This window comes from Pinibacter aurantiacus (assembly GCF_019130065.1).
Lineage (GTDB): Bacteria > Bacteroidota > Bacteroidia > Chitinophagales > Chitinophagaceae > Pinibacter > Pinibacter aurantiacus.
The window spans coordinates 196,513-210,937 of sequence record NZ_JAHSPG010000002.1; the positions used below are offsets into that span (position 1 = coordinate 196,513).

Below are 14,425 nucleotides of genomic sequence, written 5' to 3' on the forward strand. Positions count from 1 at the left end.
ATTTCTCACTGGAACTTATTGATACAACCAGAACTATTTTTACAACTCTATTACCTTTTGGCGGGCTTTGTTTACTTACAGTTCAATACAGCAATATCATATATCATTATTGAATAATTCCACTACCTGTTTGCAGGCAGTGGAATTTTATTTGCAACAAATTGAAGCAAAAAAGCACCTCAATGCTTACGTGGACGTATACGCAGAAGAAGCTTTGCAAAAAGCCAGAGAGCTTGATGAAAAGCGCAAAAGCGGCGAGCCACTAAAAAAGCTTCACGGCGTTGTTATTGGTATAAAAGATGTTATCTGCTATAAGGGACACCAGGTAACTGCAGCCTCACATATCCTGGGGGGCTTTACCGCTACTTATAATGCCACGGCAGTCGAAAGATTGCTGGCAGAAGATGCTATTATCATTGGCAGCCTCAACTGCGATGAATTTGCGATGGGTTCATCCAACGAAAATTCATTTTATGGAAAAACACTGAACGCCATAGATGAAAGCCGCGTTCCCGGCGGTTCCTCAGGCGGCTCGGCAGTGGCAGTACAGGCAGACCTCTGCATGGTAAGCTTAGGCAGCGACACAGGCGGATCTGTAAGACAACCCGCAGATTTTTGCGGAATTATAGGCTTGAAACCTACTTATGGCCGCATTTCCCGCTATGGACTTATCGCCTACGCCTCCTCATTTGATCAAATTGGCATTTTCGGGAAAAATGTTCCCGATATAGCGCTTACTTTAGAAATAATGGCCGGTGCCGACGATTTCGATAGTACCGTTGCCCAAGAAGAAGTTGAATCTTACTCTTCAATGGTTCAAGACGCTAAACCATTGAGAATAGCATATTTCAAAGATGCGATCGACCATCCTTCCTTAGATGTGGAGATGGCAGGAGCCATGAAGAACTATCTGGACAGACTTTCTGAAAAAGGTCACCAGGTTACAGGCATCGATTTTGATTTCTTGGAATATATCGTACCCACGTATTATGTTCTTACAACCGCAGAAGCTTCCTCCAACCTCTCAAGGTTCGATGGAGTTCGATACGGATACAGGGTAAATGATGAAAATATAGATTTAACAAGTTTTTATTCACAGTCCCGATCTCAAGGTTTTGGTAAAGAAGTGAAACGTCGGATCATGCTCGGCACATTCGTTTTGAGTGCCGGATATTTTGACGCCTACTTTACCCAAGCCCAAAAAGTACGCAAGCAATTATACGATCAAACCCAGCTGATTTTCAGGGATTTTGACGTAATTATACTTCCTACCGTTCCTTCTCCCGCATTCAAGTTTGGGGAAAAATCCGGTGACCCAACAGCTATGTATTTGGCAGATATTTATACAGTCTATGCCAATTTAGTTGGAATTCCGGCCATCTCACTCCCAGTTTTTACACATTCGAATGGCATGCCTTTTGGTGTTCAGGTTATGACGAACCAATTTTGTGAGTTATCTTTGTTGCAATTCTCGCATCAAATGATGCAACAATAAGGTTGTTGAAAATGTACCATTTACTGGCCTGGTTTACCCTTGATTGAAGCTATACGGTATTGTGAAAACTAAAAAAGGAAGTAATGAAAAAACTTTTATTGTTGAGCGCTTACGTGCTTGCCACCATTTGTACCCATTCGGCTGCTGCGCAGGACCAAACAAAAAAAGAACTAAAGCCAGCTATTATTGACAGCGCTGTTTTGTTAAACAACAGCCCGGTTACAAAGAAAGATGGCAAAGGCTTCACCAACCTTTACGAAAGCACTACTGACCTCGGGTTAAATACTCAGGGGCCTCGTTTGAATCCTCAAGCAATTTCATTTGTAAAAGATTACATTGAAGATTACGGAAAGGACCTTTCCAAAATGAAGGGTTGGGCTCTCCCATACTTCAATATGATGGATCAGGTGCTCGGAGATGCAGGCCTGCCTACAGAGTTGAAATATCTGGCGGTTATTGAATCCCGACTGAAGTCAACAGCGGTTTCATGGGCTGGAGCTGTTGGTCCGTGGCAATTTATGCCGGCTACAGCAAGAACCCTTGGTCTTCGCGTATCTCGCAAATATGATGAGCGAACCAATTATGTAAAGAGCACCAAAGCTGCCGCAAGGTACTTAAAGGACCTCTACGCTGTTTTTGGCGACTGGTTATTGGTGATCGCTGCTTATAACGGCGGAGCTGGCAACGTGCAAAAAGCCATGCGCAAGAGCCACAGCAACAATTTTTGGGTGTTGCAGTATTATTTACCCGCAGAATCCAGAAATCACGTTAAGAAATTCATCGGCACGCATTACATTTTTGAAGGACAAGGTGGTTTAACTACACTTACAAAAGCAGAAGTAGAAGAACATTACGGCACTCAAGGGCTTTATGCAGCTAACCGTAAAATATCTTCTGACGAACTGCAAACTTGCAAAACACTGACAGTTGCCGGTAAATACAGTTCAACCATTGTTGCGAAATATGTAAACATGGATCTGAATGAATTTAACCGTTACAATCCGGCCTTTGACAAAGTGATGGCAAGTTCGTCCAACAACTATGACCTGAAATTGCCGGAAGAAAAAATGGATCTTTTCAACGCTAACAAGTACCAGATCCTGAACGAATCTGTTCAGTTGATGCTGAGTGGCGGTACAGAAAAGGTAGCAGCAAATGAATCTGCACCCATTGCAAGAAAAATGTAAAAAGGCGTTTGCACATATTTGAAAGGGCTGTCTCGCACGAGACGGCCCTTTTACTTTTGTTGTGGGTGTCTACCGAAATAAACATGAAAAAATTTAGAAATATCAAATCCATAATATAATTTTGATATCAAATTAATATCAAACTAATTTTTATGGAAAAAGTTTTTAAACCAGTTTCGGGATTTCTGGTACTCATATTAGGGATTGCAGGCATTCTTTTCTCCATCTATCTTTTTGGAGTGGCCGGTTCGCTGCACAGCGTTGGAGCCGGGGCTATAGGTGCAATTATTTTCACCCTCTGCGTTTTCTTTCTCAAGGGATTAAAAGTTATCAACCCTAACCAATCCTGCGTTTGCACATTTTTTGGGAAATATGTGGGCACGATAAAGGCAAACGGCTTGCTTTGGGTAAACCCATTTTACACTGCTACAAAAGTTTCTCTAAGATCTCAGAACCTTAACGGTCAGCAATTGAAGGTGAATGATAAAATGGGTAACCCCATAGAAATTGCTTCAGTGATTGTATGGCAGGTAAGTGATACTTACAAAGCAACTTTTGAAGTGGCCGATTATCAACAGTATGTTCAAATACAAAGTGAGGCGGCGGTAAGACACCTTGCCAGCACTTGCCCTTACGATAACATGGAAGATGAAACTGCTAACATAACACTGCGTGATGGTGGTGAGCGAGTAGTCGCTATGTTAGAAACTGAATTGAATGAAAGACTGGCTCCTGCAGGAATTATCATTAAAGAAGCGCGCATCAGTCACCTTGCATATGCTCCGGAAATTGCAGGCGCAATGCTACAACGTCAACAAGCAACCGCAATTGTTGCAGCAAGAACAAAGATCGTGGAAGGTGCTGTGGGCATGGTGGAGCTGGCATTGGAACAATTATCTAAGAAAGGAATCGTTACGCTTGACGAAGAAAAGAAAGCTGCAATGGTTAGCAATTTAATGGTGGTGCTTTGTGGTGAAAAAGCTGCTCAACCGATTTTAAATACCGGAACACTCTATCAATAAACCAGCAGGTAGAGGATAAAATATATTTGAACATTAATATTGCAGGAATGAGTTCAGATAAAAAATCATTTGTATTAAGGATAGATGCACAAACATTTGCCGCATTGGAAAAGTGGGCCGCAGATGATTTCAGAAGCGTGAACGGCCAGCTGGAATGGTTGATAGATAAGGCTTTGAAAGATGCGGGACGAAAGAAAGATCCTTCACAAAAGAAAAAGGAAGAAAGGGAAGATTAACTTTTCGTATAGTCAAAAGCGTTGGAAATTATCCAGCGCTTTTTTATTTTGAATGGATAACTTAATTCGTAATATCATCCTAATTATCCTTCTATGTTTTCAAAACCTAAAGGGAAAGCAAGTCCTCTTTTAGCTTTAGCATTCTGTTTTTTTGCAGCAGATTGCTACTCGCAGGTTATTACGCCTAAAGATTCGCGTACAGGTTACTATATGTCGATCGATGATTCATATTTTGGGTATCTGTTTTACCCGGGTAATTTTTGTGTTTCTGTTACGCTTGGACATTTTGGAAATTCCAAAGTTTACAACAGATATACCCTGCAACATGATACTGTACTCATAACTCCTTTACCAGCTAAATTTCAAACTCTAGATTACTCTGCATGGAAAAGGGACACTTTGATTTTTAAAAATGATAGTTGCTTGTTCAATATTCGTGAGAAGTGGGAGTATTGCCTCCTATACGATACTATTGCTAGAAAAAGTGCATTCTTGCGTTAATGTTATTAATCGCTCGTTACCTTTCTCATGGCAATATTCAACAACAATAGCCCCGTAAAAATTACCATAGTTATTACAAAAAGCGTTTCAATTACATGCCTCATTGGAATGCCGTAAAAGCCCATCAAACCCTGGCTCATCAGCACTGCTTCATTTGCAATTATTCCAATGACGAAAACTACAGTAGCAATTTTAAACAACGAATTATAATTCAAAAAATTCCTTGATGCGCCTAACAGGAATAGTGATATAATACACAACAACACAAGGTGCAAATATCCCACAATAATTGGTCTGGAGCCAAAAGCCAGAATAGAAAGCGCGGGTATTGTAGAAAACATCTGCAATAGAAATTTTATTGCCAAGGCTGCAGCGACCAACTTAAATATCCATTTGTTGTCGCTCTTAACTACACTTAGTGCGGGACGCATAAGAAATAAAAGCCAAAACAAAGCAACACACTGTACAATTCCCGTAATTATAGCTATCGCATATGCATATGCAGGAATGGCGAAGTTTATTACCGAGAGCAAATAGGCAGGAACACAGCAGGCAACCAGCGTAACACATAATTTCTTCGCTAGAATGCTGTTGTAGTTTTCTTTTGGAATCATCATGAACAATATGGCGAGGCAGCCAAAAAAGAACCAGCCGTTGTATTGGAAATGCAGGAAAAAATATATGGCAGCCACATACCAGTATTGGCCCTCAAATTTATTTACCATGAGCCAGGCCAACATGAAAGTTGCAAGGGAAGATATTTGTGCAAAAATGAGCGCTGCTTTGCAACAGAACGCAGCTAAAGTGTTTCCTTCATATCTGTTGAGGTCGCGCCAATAGTAAACCGCAAAAATTGCAAGTACGATAATTGATATAGTTGAAAACGTGATGGAGTATAGCGCGTAACCCTGAATGATAAATGAAATCAACATGCCATAGGCCGAGATTAGGTTTGCAATTAGCAACCATTTGTATTTCGCATATACATCTGTGATATTTTTCTTTTGAAGGAAGAAAACCAGGAAGCAAAATATCGTTTGTGTTATCCAACCGGTGAAAGCAAAATGCGAATGCGCGTGCAATAAATGCTTTTGCTCGATAATAGGAAGAGAGAACACAATTTTATATCGCAGAATGACGCCGCAAAGGGCAACTATAAGAAGATTTAAAAAAGAAATCCTTATCCACTTAGAAAACAGGAACATTATTTTTTTTCAATATTAAGAAGACATACAGCGGTCATTTATGACTGGACGCATATTATTGAAATAAACTTTCCCCTTTTCTATTGCCACATAACCCTTTTCCTGCATGGCGCGAATGGTCCTGATGACGGTTTCTACGCGAAGGCCGGTCATATCAGCTATCTGTTGTCTCGTAAGTTTTACTAGAGAACATTTATCGCAATAACATTTTTTTGAGGAGGCGAGATATTGAAGAAGACTGCTTACACAATGTTGCGGATCATGACTGCTGATTTCTTTGAGGATCTGCATTTTGAATTGGAGGCGATCTGCCATTGCTTTAAAAAACATAACGTTTAATTCATGATCTTCTTTTAAAAGCTGTTCGAATCTGTCTTTTGATAATCGCAGCACGATAGAATCGCTGATAGCTACTGCAGAAACTACATAGCTACCATTGTTAAACAAAGGTATTTCTCCAATACAATCGCCGGATTCTGCAATGTCCTGCAGAAATTCCTTTCCACTGTCATCTATGTTTACGAGCTTGATTTTACCTTCTTCTACCTGGTGGTAAAAGTTGCAATGATTTCCTTCTTTAAAAATGTAGTCACCCGCTTCCACTTTCCTGTAACACGCTCCTAAAGACAATAAAAGGTTAGTGTTGATCATATGAAAATTTGTTTGAAAGAACACAAAATCAAATTGTTACCGTATGATCTTTGGCAACACGCTAGATGACAAAAATCATCTTTCCCGTGTCAGTTGTTAAGCGAGGGTTAAGTATGATCAAAAATATGATTCTACGCATAAAAATGCAATAGCAACCTGTTTATTCTTGCATAAATAATATTTGATATGAAAAAAACATTTGTCTACGTTGCATTCTCCGTTGCGCTGCTAGCAGCTGCTTGCGGAGGCAATAACCAGTCTGCTTCCAAAGACAATACCGCTGCCAGCGAAGAAAAAAAACCTAGTGAAAATCCTTCTTACGACCCGAAAAGAGGTGAGGGTAAATTTACACATGTGGATGTTGCCGCCACTCTTGACCCCAAAATGGCGGAGTCAGGTGAAAAAGTATATCAACTAAAATGCTCAAGCTGTCATAAAACTACTGATGAAAAACTTGTTGGACCAGGTTGGAAAGGTGTTACGAACCGCCACGCTGCTGAGTGGATCATGAACTTCGTAACCAATACTGATGAGATGTTGAATAAGGATCCTCAGGCTCAGGCGCAACTTGAAATATGTCTTGTGCGTATGCCGAATCAAAATCTTTCCGATGATGATGCAAGACATGTCTATGAATTCATGCGCAAAAACGATGGCGTAAAATAATAGCCGCAACCTCACCCCAACCCCTCTCCAAAGGAGAAGGGCTATAGGGACCTTACTAAAAGAATTATTTAATCCCTCAATTAATAGATTATGATCACCACAACAAAGCAATTGCTGGCTATCTCTTCTGCTGCATTATTGCTTTCTGCAAGTGCCTGTAAGCCCAAAAATGCCGCTACAGCCGTAAGTTCCGACGCTGCATCGAAAGCATATGTAGCGCCTGGAAAATACGATGAGTTTTACAACTTTGTTTCCGGAGGTTTCTCTGGCCAGTTGAGCGTTTACGGCTTACCAAGCGGACGCTTGCTTCGCGTGATTCCCGTTTTTTCAGTGGATCCTGAAAAAGGATGGGGCTACAGCGAAGAAACAAAGCCAATGCTTAACACCACTCATGGAAACGTGCCTTGGGACGATCTTCACCACGTAGAGTTGTCTCAAACCAATGGAGAGATCGATGGTCGTTGGGTTTTTGTAAACGCCAACAACACGCCACGCGTTGCCAGGGTTGATCTTAAAACCTTCCGCACTGCAGAGATTATTGAGTTGCCAAACAGTGCAGGTAACCACTCATCTCCTTTTATTACTGAAAATACCGAGTATGTTATTGCCGGCACACGTTTCAGCGTTCCTCCGGATGATGTAAACGGTGATGTGCCTATCAATACGTACAAAAAGAATTTCAAAGGATATATCAGTTTCATTGGTGTTGATAAAACAACCGGTAAAATGGATATTTCATTCCAGATCGAATGCCCGGCCATCAACTTTGACCTGAGCCACACCGGCAAAGGCCCATCAAGCGGTTGGTTCTTCTTCTCCTGCTATAATACAGAACAGGCAAATACACTGCTTGAAGTAAACGCTTCTCAGCGCGACAAGGATTTTATCATGGCGGTAAACTGGAAAAAAGCTGAGGAATATTTAAAAGCGGGCAAAGGGAAAAAAGTTCCTGCAAAATATGTTCACAACACGTATGATGACAAGACGCACTCTTCAGTTTCTGAAACGAAAAATGAAGTAACTGTTTTAAGCGCAAAAGACCTTAAAGACATTTGCTACTTTATTCCATGTCCAAAATCTCCACACGGTTGCGATGTGGATCCTACAGGTGAATACATTGTTGGTAGCGGTAAACTTGCTGCGTTGATTCCAGTATTTAGCTTTAGCAAAATTCAGAGCGCCATTGCAGGTAAACAATTTGATGGCGAATACGATGGTATTCCTGTTATCAAATACGATGCTGCATTGTACGGTGAAGTTCAAAAACCAGGTCTTGGACCTTTGCACACAGAATTTGACGGTAAAGGAAATGCGATCACTTCAATGTTCGTTTCTTCTGAGCTTGTTAAATGGAACATCAAAGATCTGAAAGTACTTGACCGCGTGCCAACTTACTATTCTGTTGGTCACCTTTGCATACCTGGTGGTGATACTAAAAAGCCAAACGCGAAATATGTAATTGCGTATAACAAAATTACAAAGGACCGCTATTTGCCTACAGGTCCTGAATTGGCTCAAAGTGCCCAGATATATGATATCACAGGAGACAAAATGCAGCTGATACTTGACTACCCAACTATTGGCGAGCCACACTATGCACAAGCTGTTTCTGCCGATGTTATAAAAGGAAACTCCGTTAAATTCTTCAAGATTGAAGAGAACGCAAATCCTTATGCAACGAAAGGCGAAGGCAATACAAAAGTTGTTAGAGAAGGCAACAAAGTGCATGTGTACATGACTTGTATCCGCTCTCACTTTACACCGGATAATATTGAAGGTATTAAAGTAGGTGATGAAGTATACTTCCACGTTACTAACCTTGAACAAGACTGGGATATACCGCACGGTTTTGCTATAAAAGGTGCGAATAACGCTGAGTTGCTCATCATGCCAGGTGAAACACAAACATTGAAATGGGTTGCTGAAAAATCAGGTATCTGGCCATTCTATTGCACAGACTTCTGTAGTGCACTGCACCAGGAAATGCAAGGCTACCTGAGAGTTTCTCCAGCCGGCAGCAATGTTCCGCTTACTTACAGCACAGGTAAGAATTTGCCAGCTGCTGATAGCACTAAATAGCCCTATAGGAATTAGGAATTAGAAATTAGGAATTAGAAGAGTTTGTTATGCGGTAAATTTTGCATGAAAACTTTTATCGGACAATTCAATTTCAATTGTGCACTATGATTCTTAGTCTCTAATTCCTAACTCCTAATTTCTAATTCCTAATTCCTGTTTTATGAATAATATAAAAGGTTGGGTAAGGTTGTTACTTGTTCTCTGTACTGTTGGGCTTGTTATTTCCCTGTTTGTTCCTATGTGGAGCATTGATTTGAGTGCACCGCAGTACCCTGAAGGCTTGACGCTATTAATTTATCCCGGAAAACTGGCTGGCCAGGTTGATATCATTAATGGCCTTAACCATTACATTGGCATGAAAACACTGCATGCAAATGACTTTTTCGAATTCACCATATTGCCTTACATTCTTGGTGCTTTTGCAGTATTGTACCTTATTGCGGCAATCGCCGGTAAAAGAAAATTGCTTTATATAGTTTCCGGAATGTTCCTTGCTTTTTGTTTGATCGCAATGATCGATTTCTGGAGATGGGAGTACAACTACGGTCACGATCTCAATCCGGATGCAGCAATTAAAGTTCCGGGAATGGCCTATCAGCCGCCACTGTTGGGGTATAAACAGCTGCTGAATTTCGCTGCTTATTCTCTGCCATCTACAGGTGGGTTGATTGTTTTCATCGTGGCACTTATTTCGGTTTTTGTCTGCTACATTGAAATGAGACAGTCCCGCATCAACGCAAAAAGATTCGCGAAGCCATTAACCCTTATTCTTTTGGCATGCAGCACATTTATGACTTCATGCTCTACCAATCCGTCACCTATAGCGGCTGGAAGTGATCAATGCAGCAGTTGCAAAATGACCATCAGCGATTCTAAATTTTCTTCGGAGATAATTTCTAAGAAAGGAAAAATTTTCAAGTTTGATGATACACATTGCTTACTCGCTTTTCTCCACGATAAGCAAATTGCAGAAGCAGATGTGAAAGCATATTATTTTACGAACTTTGATAACACGAGCGAATTATTACCTCTTGAAAAAGCCATCTTTTACAAAAGCGAAGATTTCAAATCGCCGATGGGCGGCAATGTAGCAGCTTTTGCCAATGAAAGCGCTGTGCAAAAAATACAGGAAAGCTTTAAGGGCACAAAAGTGCAATGGGCAGAGATTGCGAATGCTTCACATCACTAAAAGGAGGAATTTCCATTCATTATGAGACCATACTTTCTAATATTGTTTTTTTTGTACTCTCTTCCGGGAATGTGCAGTATTATACATGTGGGGAAAAATGAAAAAATAAAAACAATAAAGGAAGCGATATCTCAGGCACATGAACTCGACACAGTGCTGGTTCATGGTGGTTATTACAAAGAAGGAAATATTTTTATCTCAAAAAAAATAGTGTTGAAAGGCATTGATCTTCCAACACTAGATGGAGAGAATAAACACCAGATTATTTCCGTAAAGGCAAATGGTGTTGTAGTAGATGGTTTTAAAATTGTTCACTCCGGAACATCCAGCCTTGAAGATATTGCAGGCATTAAATTATATGACGTTCGCGATGCAGTGGTGCAAAATAATGTGCTGGACGATACATTCTTTGGTATTTACACACAACGCGGCATCAACTGCCTTATTCAGAATAATGTGTTGACTTCTGCGAGAAAACAAGAGCAGGCAAGCGGCAACGGCATTCACTGTTGGAAAAGCGATAGTATGCGCATCATCAACAATACCATCAAAGGACATCGCGATGGAATCTATTTTGAATTTGTAACCAACTCTGTTATCTGGCGCAATGTATCTACGAGTAATTTGCGATACGGTTTGCATTTTATGTTTTCAAATAGCGACAGCTATATCTCTAATATTTTTCGCTACAATGGTGCGGGTGTGTCTGTAATGTTTTCGCATCATGTGAAAATGTTCAACAATTATTTTGAAGAAAACTGGGGCGACGGGGCGTATGGCATTTTACTAAAGGAAATTGCAGACAGCTATATAGATGGTAATCATTTTATTAAAAATACAAGTGCCATTTACATGGAAGGTGTGAGCAGAACGATTATGGTAAAGAACGTTTTCAGGAATAATGGATGGGCCCTTAAAATACAGGCCAGCTGCATGGAAACTGAACTACACGACAATGTTTTCCTTGGAAATACATTCGATGTGGGAACAAATGGCTCTCTTGTATTGAACAACTTTGACGGCAACTACTGGGACAAGTATGAAGGATACGATCTTAACAAAAACGGGATTGGCGACTTACCTTACCGCCCCGTTAGCATGTATTCTATGATTGTAGAAAGAAATCCGCCGGCGATGATTTTGTTTCACAGCTTTATGACCTCATTGCTTGACAAAACAGAAAAAGTATTGCCAACACTTACTCCGGAAAACCTGGCCGACACAAAACCGCTCATGAAACTACCTTTCCGTCTATGATCAGTGCAACCAACATATCGAAGCAATTTGGAAAATTAATGGCTCTTGACAATATTTCCGTTACGTATCCGGCCGGCGAATGCATTGCATTGATTGGGCCCAACGGCAGCGGCAAAACAACATTCATCAAATCCATTTTGGGGATGGTGGTTCCTGATAGCGGCAAGATTCTTTTTAAAGGGAAAGATATTGCCCACGATTGTCATTACCGCTCAGACATCGGCTATATGCCTCAGATAGGCCGCTATCCGGAAAACATGACCGTTGGCCAGGTTCTGGAAATGATGAAAGATATTAGGAACCATCGTGGTAGCCTGGACGACGACCTTATCAATGATTTCAACTTCAAAAGTCTGCTCAATAAAAGAATGCGTACGCTGTCTGGTGGTACAAGACAAAAGGTAAGCGCGGCATTAGCTTTTATGTTCAATCCTGAAGTACTGATACTTGACGAGCCTACAGCAGGCCTTGATCCTGTGGCGTCGGAGATTTTAAAGCAAAAAATAGTCAGGGAAAAAGAGAAGGGCAAACTGATCCTCATAACATCGCACGTACTGAGTGAGCTTGATGACATTGTAACGCAGGTAATGTATATGCAGGACGGTAAAATGATGTTTTACAAACCATTTGATCTGTTGCAATTTGAAACCGGCGAAAATAAATTATCAAAAGCTATTGCGATGATCATGCAGCAAAATCAGTTTAGCGATATATTATAAACTGAGCAGGAATGCGAGCGTGAGATTGCTTCGCCCGCCTACTGAATTTTGATCTTTGTTTTTATCAGCCATCATTGTTTGTCCGCAGGGGCTCGCAATGACGGTGACGCAGCCGAACTGTTGCTTTAACATGTACATAAAAAGAAACGAAGATGAACTCGTCATTGCGAGCCTATGCGGACAAAGAAACTATGAAAGTTTAATGTATGATAAACATAAAGTGACGGGCGAAGCAATCTCATAAACGGGTTGCTGCCCAAGGGAAAAGAATTCACGATTCACGATTCACGTTTTACGACCATGAAAAAAATCATCAAATACATCATAACAGATATACTGCGCAATAAGATAATTCTTTCTTATACCGCTTTTCTGTTGGCTATATCGTTCACCATCTTCAGCCTGGAAGACAACAGCACAAAAGGATTGTTGAGTTTGCTGAATATTGTATTGATCATCGTGCCGCTTATCAGTATTATCTTCTCGACAATTTACATTTACAATAGTGCTGAGTTTATAGAGCTGTTGGTGAGCCAGCCACTGCAACGTAAAAAAATATGGTTGGGACTTTTTACGGGTCTGGCCGGTTCATTTACCATTGCATTCCTAATAGGCGCAGGCATTCCCATCATTCTCTTTGAAGCAACAGCAGTGGGCTTTATGATATTGGCAGTGGGTATTTTGTTGTCCATCATATTTGTAGCAATAGCCATGTTTGCAGCTGTAAAGATCAGGGATAAGGCCAAAGGTATTGGCGTGACCATTCTTCTTTGGTTGTATTTTTCTTTACTCTTCGATGGTATTGTTTTGTTTCTGCTGTTTCAATTTTCAGATTATCCGATTGAAAAACCAATGATTGCTGTGAGCATGTTGAACCCAATAGACATTGGACGCATATTGATTCTACTGAAAATGGACGTATCGGCACTTATGGGGTATACCGGCGCTGTTTTTAAAGACTTCTTTGGTACAACGACGGGCATGGTTACATCCTTCCTTATTCTGGCGCTATGGATGATTTGCCCTCTATTAATTTCTCTTAGAAAATTTGACCGGAAAGATCTTTAGATTTTTACTTATTGTCAACAACATGAAACCTGACATCACAACCCGCCTGGATATAGAAAAAATGGTTGATCTTTTTTATCAGAAAGTGATAAAGGACGATCAGCTCAATAGTTTTTTTGCAAAAACAAATTGGGAAAAACATCTACCAAAAATGTATGGTTTCTGGAACAATGCTATTTTTTACTCCGGTGGTTATACGGGCGATCCACTTGCAAAACATAAAAAGCTTCATGAAAAACAGCCTTTGAACAAACGGCTTTTTGATCGCTGGGAAGAATTATTTTTTGAAACAGTAGATGAATTGTTTGAAGGGCCGAACGCAAACCTTGCAAAGCAACGTGCAGAAAGTATAGCGATGATAATGCAGATGAAAATTTTATAGAGTGGAGAATTGAAAGTTGAGAGTTGAGAGTTGTTAGTACAGGTTTGTCAGTTGTTCGACTTTGTGTGTCGCTTCTTCCAACAACTAATAGCTCTCAATTCTCAACTCTCCACTCTCAACTATTTTTTAGGCGTCAACACACCATCAATTACATAAATAATGCCATTAGAGGCTGGAATAGTGGCTAGCACATTGGCAGTGCCATTAACCATTATTTTATCTCCTTTCTTGGAAATGGTAACATTGCCGCCATTTACTTGTCCTAACACTTGTCCATCATTTAGTGCTTCAGGTTTGTATACACCAAGCGATACGTGGTACTGAAGAATGTCGATCAGTGCATCTTTTTTCTCAGGTTTTAACAGATCATCAACCGTGCCTGCAGGCAACTTGCCAAACGCTTCGTTGGTAGGTGCGAATACGGTAAAAGGACCTGCATTGCTCAGTGCATCTACAAGACCTGCAGCCTGTACAGCGGTTACCAATGTGGTGTGATCTTTACTGCCGGCAGCAACCTGCACAACATTTTTTTCTGACTGATCATCCTTAACACCAGATTGGCCTGCACCGGCTGGTTCGGATGTTGCAGGAGTTGTTTGCGATGTTGTTTTGTCGGTGGGTGCATTGTTGCAACCCCAGGTGTAGAGTATAGCAACTGCGAGAAGGGGAGCGAAAAACTTTTTCATATAACTTGTGAGTTTTGCGCAATGTAGTGGATGCTGATTATTCAAATTATGACTGGACTCATAACGTGTAAAGCTTAACGCA

15 protein-coding genes are annotated in these 14,425 nt (G+C 40.7%); 12 read left to right on the forward strand and 3 right to left on the reverse strand.

The features are described from left to right. Positions 1–109: 109 nt before the first annotated feature. From gatA to KTO63_RS04205, 5 genes are all read left to right on the forward strand, one after another. Positions 110–1,495 carry an Asp-tRNA(Asn)/Glu-tRNA(Gln) amidotransferase subunit GatA gene (gene gatA / locus KTO63_RS04185; RefSeq protein ID WP_232373023.1) on the forward strand — a complete coding sequence of 462 codons (1,386 nt, stop codon included), beginning with the start codon at positions 110–112 and terminating at the stop codon, positions 1,493–1,495. Between the two features lie 83 nt (positions 1,496–1,578). Next, positions 1,579–2,682 carry a lytic transglycosylase domain-containing protein gene (locus KTO63_RS04190; protein WP_217789893.1) on the forward strand — a complete coding sequence of 368 codons (1,104 nt, stop codon included), beginning with the start codon at positions 1,579–1,581 and terminating at the stop codon, positions 2,680–2,682. 152 nt (positions 2,683–2,834) lie between these two features. After that, positions 2,835–3,704: an SPFH domain-containing protein gene (locus KTO63_RS04195; RefSeq protein ID WP_217789894.1), complete on the forward strand. Its 870-nt coding sequence runs from the start codon at positions 2,835–2,837 to the stop codon at positions 3,702–3,704. Between the two features lie 47 nt (positions 3,705–3,751). Further along, entirely contained in the window at positions 3,752–3,940 is a 189-nt protein-coding gene (locus KTO63_RS04200; RefSeq protein ID WP_217789895.1) for a hypothetical protein, read from the forward strand. Positions 3,941–4,033: 93 nt separating this feature from the next. Next, entirely contained in the window at positions 4,034–4,441 is a 408-nt protein-coding gene (locus KTO63_RS04205) for a hypothetical protein (RefSeq protein WP_217789896.1), read from the forward strand. A 5-nt stretch (positions 4,442–4,446) separates the two neighbouring features. Here KTO63_RS04205 and KTO63_RS04210 read toward each other — a convergent pair whose 3' ends face one another. Continuing rightward, positions 4,447–5,646 carry a hypothetical protein gene (locus KTO63_RS04210; RefSeq protein ID WP_217789897.1) on the reverse strand — a complete coding sequence of 400 codons (1,200 nt, stop codon included), beginning with the start codon at positions 5,644–5,646 and terminating at the stop codon, positions 4,447–4,449. 15 nt (positions 5,647–5,661) lie between these two features. After that, positions 5,662–6,297: a Crp/Fnr family transcriptional regulator gene (locus KTO63_RS04215; RefSeq protein ID WP_217789898.1), complete on the reverse strand. Its 636-nt coding sequence runs from the start codon at positions 6,295–6,297 to the stop codon at positions 5,662–5,664. Positions 6,298–6,483: 186 nt separating this feature from the next. Between KTO63_RS04215 and KTO63_RS04220 the strand changes: the two genes are divergently transcribed. The 7 genes from KTO63_RS04220 to KTO63_RS04250 all read left to right on the forward strand — a co-directional run bounded on the left by KTO63_RS04220 (position 6,484) and on the right by KTO63_RS04250 (position 13,657). Then, positions 6,484–6,963 carry a c-type cytochrome gene (locus KTO63_RS04220; RefSeq protein ID WP_217789899.1) on the forward strand — a complete coding sequence of 160 codons (480 nt, stop codon included), beginning with the start codon at positions 6,484–6,486 and terminating at the stop codon, positions 6,961–6,963. Between the two features lie 90 nt (positions 6,964–7,053). Then, complete coding sequence (nosZ, locus tag KTO63_RS04225; RefSeq protein ID WP_217789900.1) at positions 7,054–9,042, forward strand: Sec-dependent nitrous-oxide reductase; 1,989 nt, start codon at positions 7,054–7,056, stop codon at positions 9,040–9,042. A 160-nt stretch (positions 9,043–9,202) separates the two neighbouring features. After that, entirely contained in the window at positions 9,203–10,231 is a 1,029-nt protein-coding gene (locus KTO63_RS04230) for a nitrous oxide reductase accessory protein NosL (protein ID WP_217789901.1), read from the forward strand. A 21-nt stretch (positions 10,232–10,252) separates the two neighbouring features. Then, on the forward strand, positions 10,253–11,488 hold the full coding sequence (locus KTO63_RS04235) for a nitrous oxide reductase family maturation protein NosD (RefSeq protein ID WP_232373024.1): 1,236 nt from the start codon (positions 10,253–10,255) through the stop codon (positions 11,486–11,488). Beyond that, positions 11,485–12,207 carry an ABC transporter ATP-binding protein gene (locus KTO63_RS04240; RefSeq protein WP_217789902.1) on the forward strand — a complete coding sequence of 241 codons (723 nt, stop codon included), beginning with the start codon at positions 11,485–11,487 and terminating at the stop codon, positions 12,205–12,207. Before KTO63_RS04235 ends, KTO63_RS04240 begins: the two co-directional genes overlap by 4 nt. 300 nt (positions 12,208–12,507) lie before the next feature. After that, the gene (locus KTO63_RS04245; RefSeq protein WP_217789903.1) at positions 12,508–13,275 is read left to right on the forward strand and encodes an ABC transporter permease subunit; all 768 of its coding nucleotides are present in this window, start codon (positions 12,508–12,510) and stop codon (positions 13,273–13,275) included. A gap of 22 nt (positions 13,276–13,297) precedes the next feature. Then, positions 13,298–13,657, forward strand: coding sequence for a group III truncated hemoglobin (locus tag KTO63_RS04250; protein WP_217789904.1), 360 nt, complete (start codon positions 13,298–13,300; stop codon positions 13,655–13,657). Positions 13,658–13,776: 119 nt separating this feature from the next. Here the strand turns inward: KTO63_RS04250 and KTO63_RS04255 are convergent, their stop codons facing one another. Continuing rightward, a complete protein-coding gene (locus KTO63_RS04255) occupies positions 13,777–14,343 on the reverse strand; it encodes a fasciclin domain-containing protein (RefSeq protein WP_217789905.1) in 567 nt (188 codons plus the stop codon). Positions 14,344–14,425: the final 82 nt, after the last annotated feature.

Excerpts from the sequence above, each read along its gene's own strand:
- KTO63_RS04215 (WP_217789898.1), bottom strand. The coding sequence starts at position 6,297 with ATGATCAACACTAACCTTTTATTGTCTTTAGGAGCGTGTTACAGGAAA.
- KTO63_RS04195 (WP_217789894.1), top strand. The coding sequence starts at position 2,835 with ATGGAAAAAGTTTTTAAACCAGTTTCGGGATTTCTGGTACTCATATTA.
- KTO63_RS04245 (WP_217789903.1), top strand. The coding sequence starts at position 12,508 with ATGAAAAAAATCATCAAATACATCATAACAGATATACTGCGCAATAAG.
- nosZ (WP_217789900.1), top strand. The coding sequence starts at position 7,054 with ATGATCACCACAACAAAGCAATTGCTGGCTATCTCTTCTGCTGCATTA.
- KTO63_RS04235 (WP_232373024.1), top strand. The coding sequence starts at position 10,253 with ATGAGACCATACTTTCTAATATTGTTTTTTTTGTACTCTCTTCCGGGA.
- KTO63_RS04250 (WP_217789904.1), top strand. The coding sequence starts at position 13,298 with ATGAAACCTGACATCACAACCCGCCTGGATATAGAAAAAATGGTTGAT.
- KTO63_RS04240 (WP_217789902.1), top strand. The coding sequence starts at position 11,485 with ATGATCAGTGCAACCAACATATCGAAGCAATTTGGAAAATTAATGGCT.
- KTO63_RS04190 (WP_217789893.1), top strand. The coding sequence starts at position 1,579 with ATGAAAAAACTTTTATTGTTGAGCGCTTACGTGCTTGCCACCATTTGT.
- KTO63_RS04200 (WP_217789895.1), top strand. The coding sequence starts at position 3,752 with ATGAGTTCAGATAAAAAATCATTTGTATTAAGGATAGATGCACAAACA.
- KTO63_RS04230 (WP_217789901.1), top strand. The coding sequence starts at position 9,203 with ATGAATAATATAAAAGGTTGGGTAAGGTTGTTACTTGTTCTCTGTACT.
- KTO63_RS04255 (WP_217789905.1), bottom strand. The coding sequence starts at position 14,343 with ATGAAAAAGTTTTTCGCTCCCCTTCTCGCAGTTGCTATACTCTACACC.
- KTO63_RS04210 (WP_217789897.1), bottom strand. The coding sequence starts at position 5,646 with ATGTTCCTGTTTTCTAAGTGGATAAGGATTTCTTTTTTAAATCTTCTT.
- KTO63_RS04205 (WP_217789896.1), top strand. The coding sequence starts at position 4,034 with ATGTTTTCAAAACCTAAAGGGAAAGCAAGTCCTCTTTTAGCTTTAGCA.
- KTO63_RS04220 (WP_217789899.1), top strand. The coding sequence starts at position 6,484 with ATGAAAAAAACATTTGTCTACGTTGCATTCTCCGTTGCGCTGCTAGCA.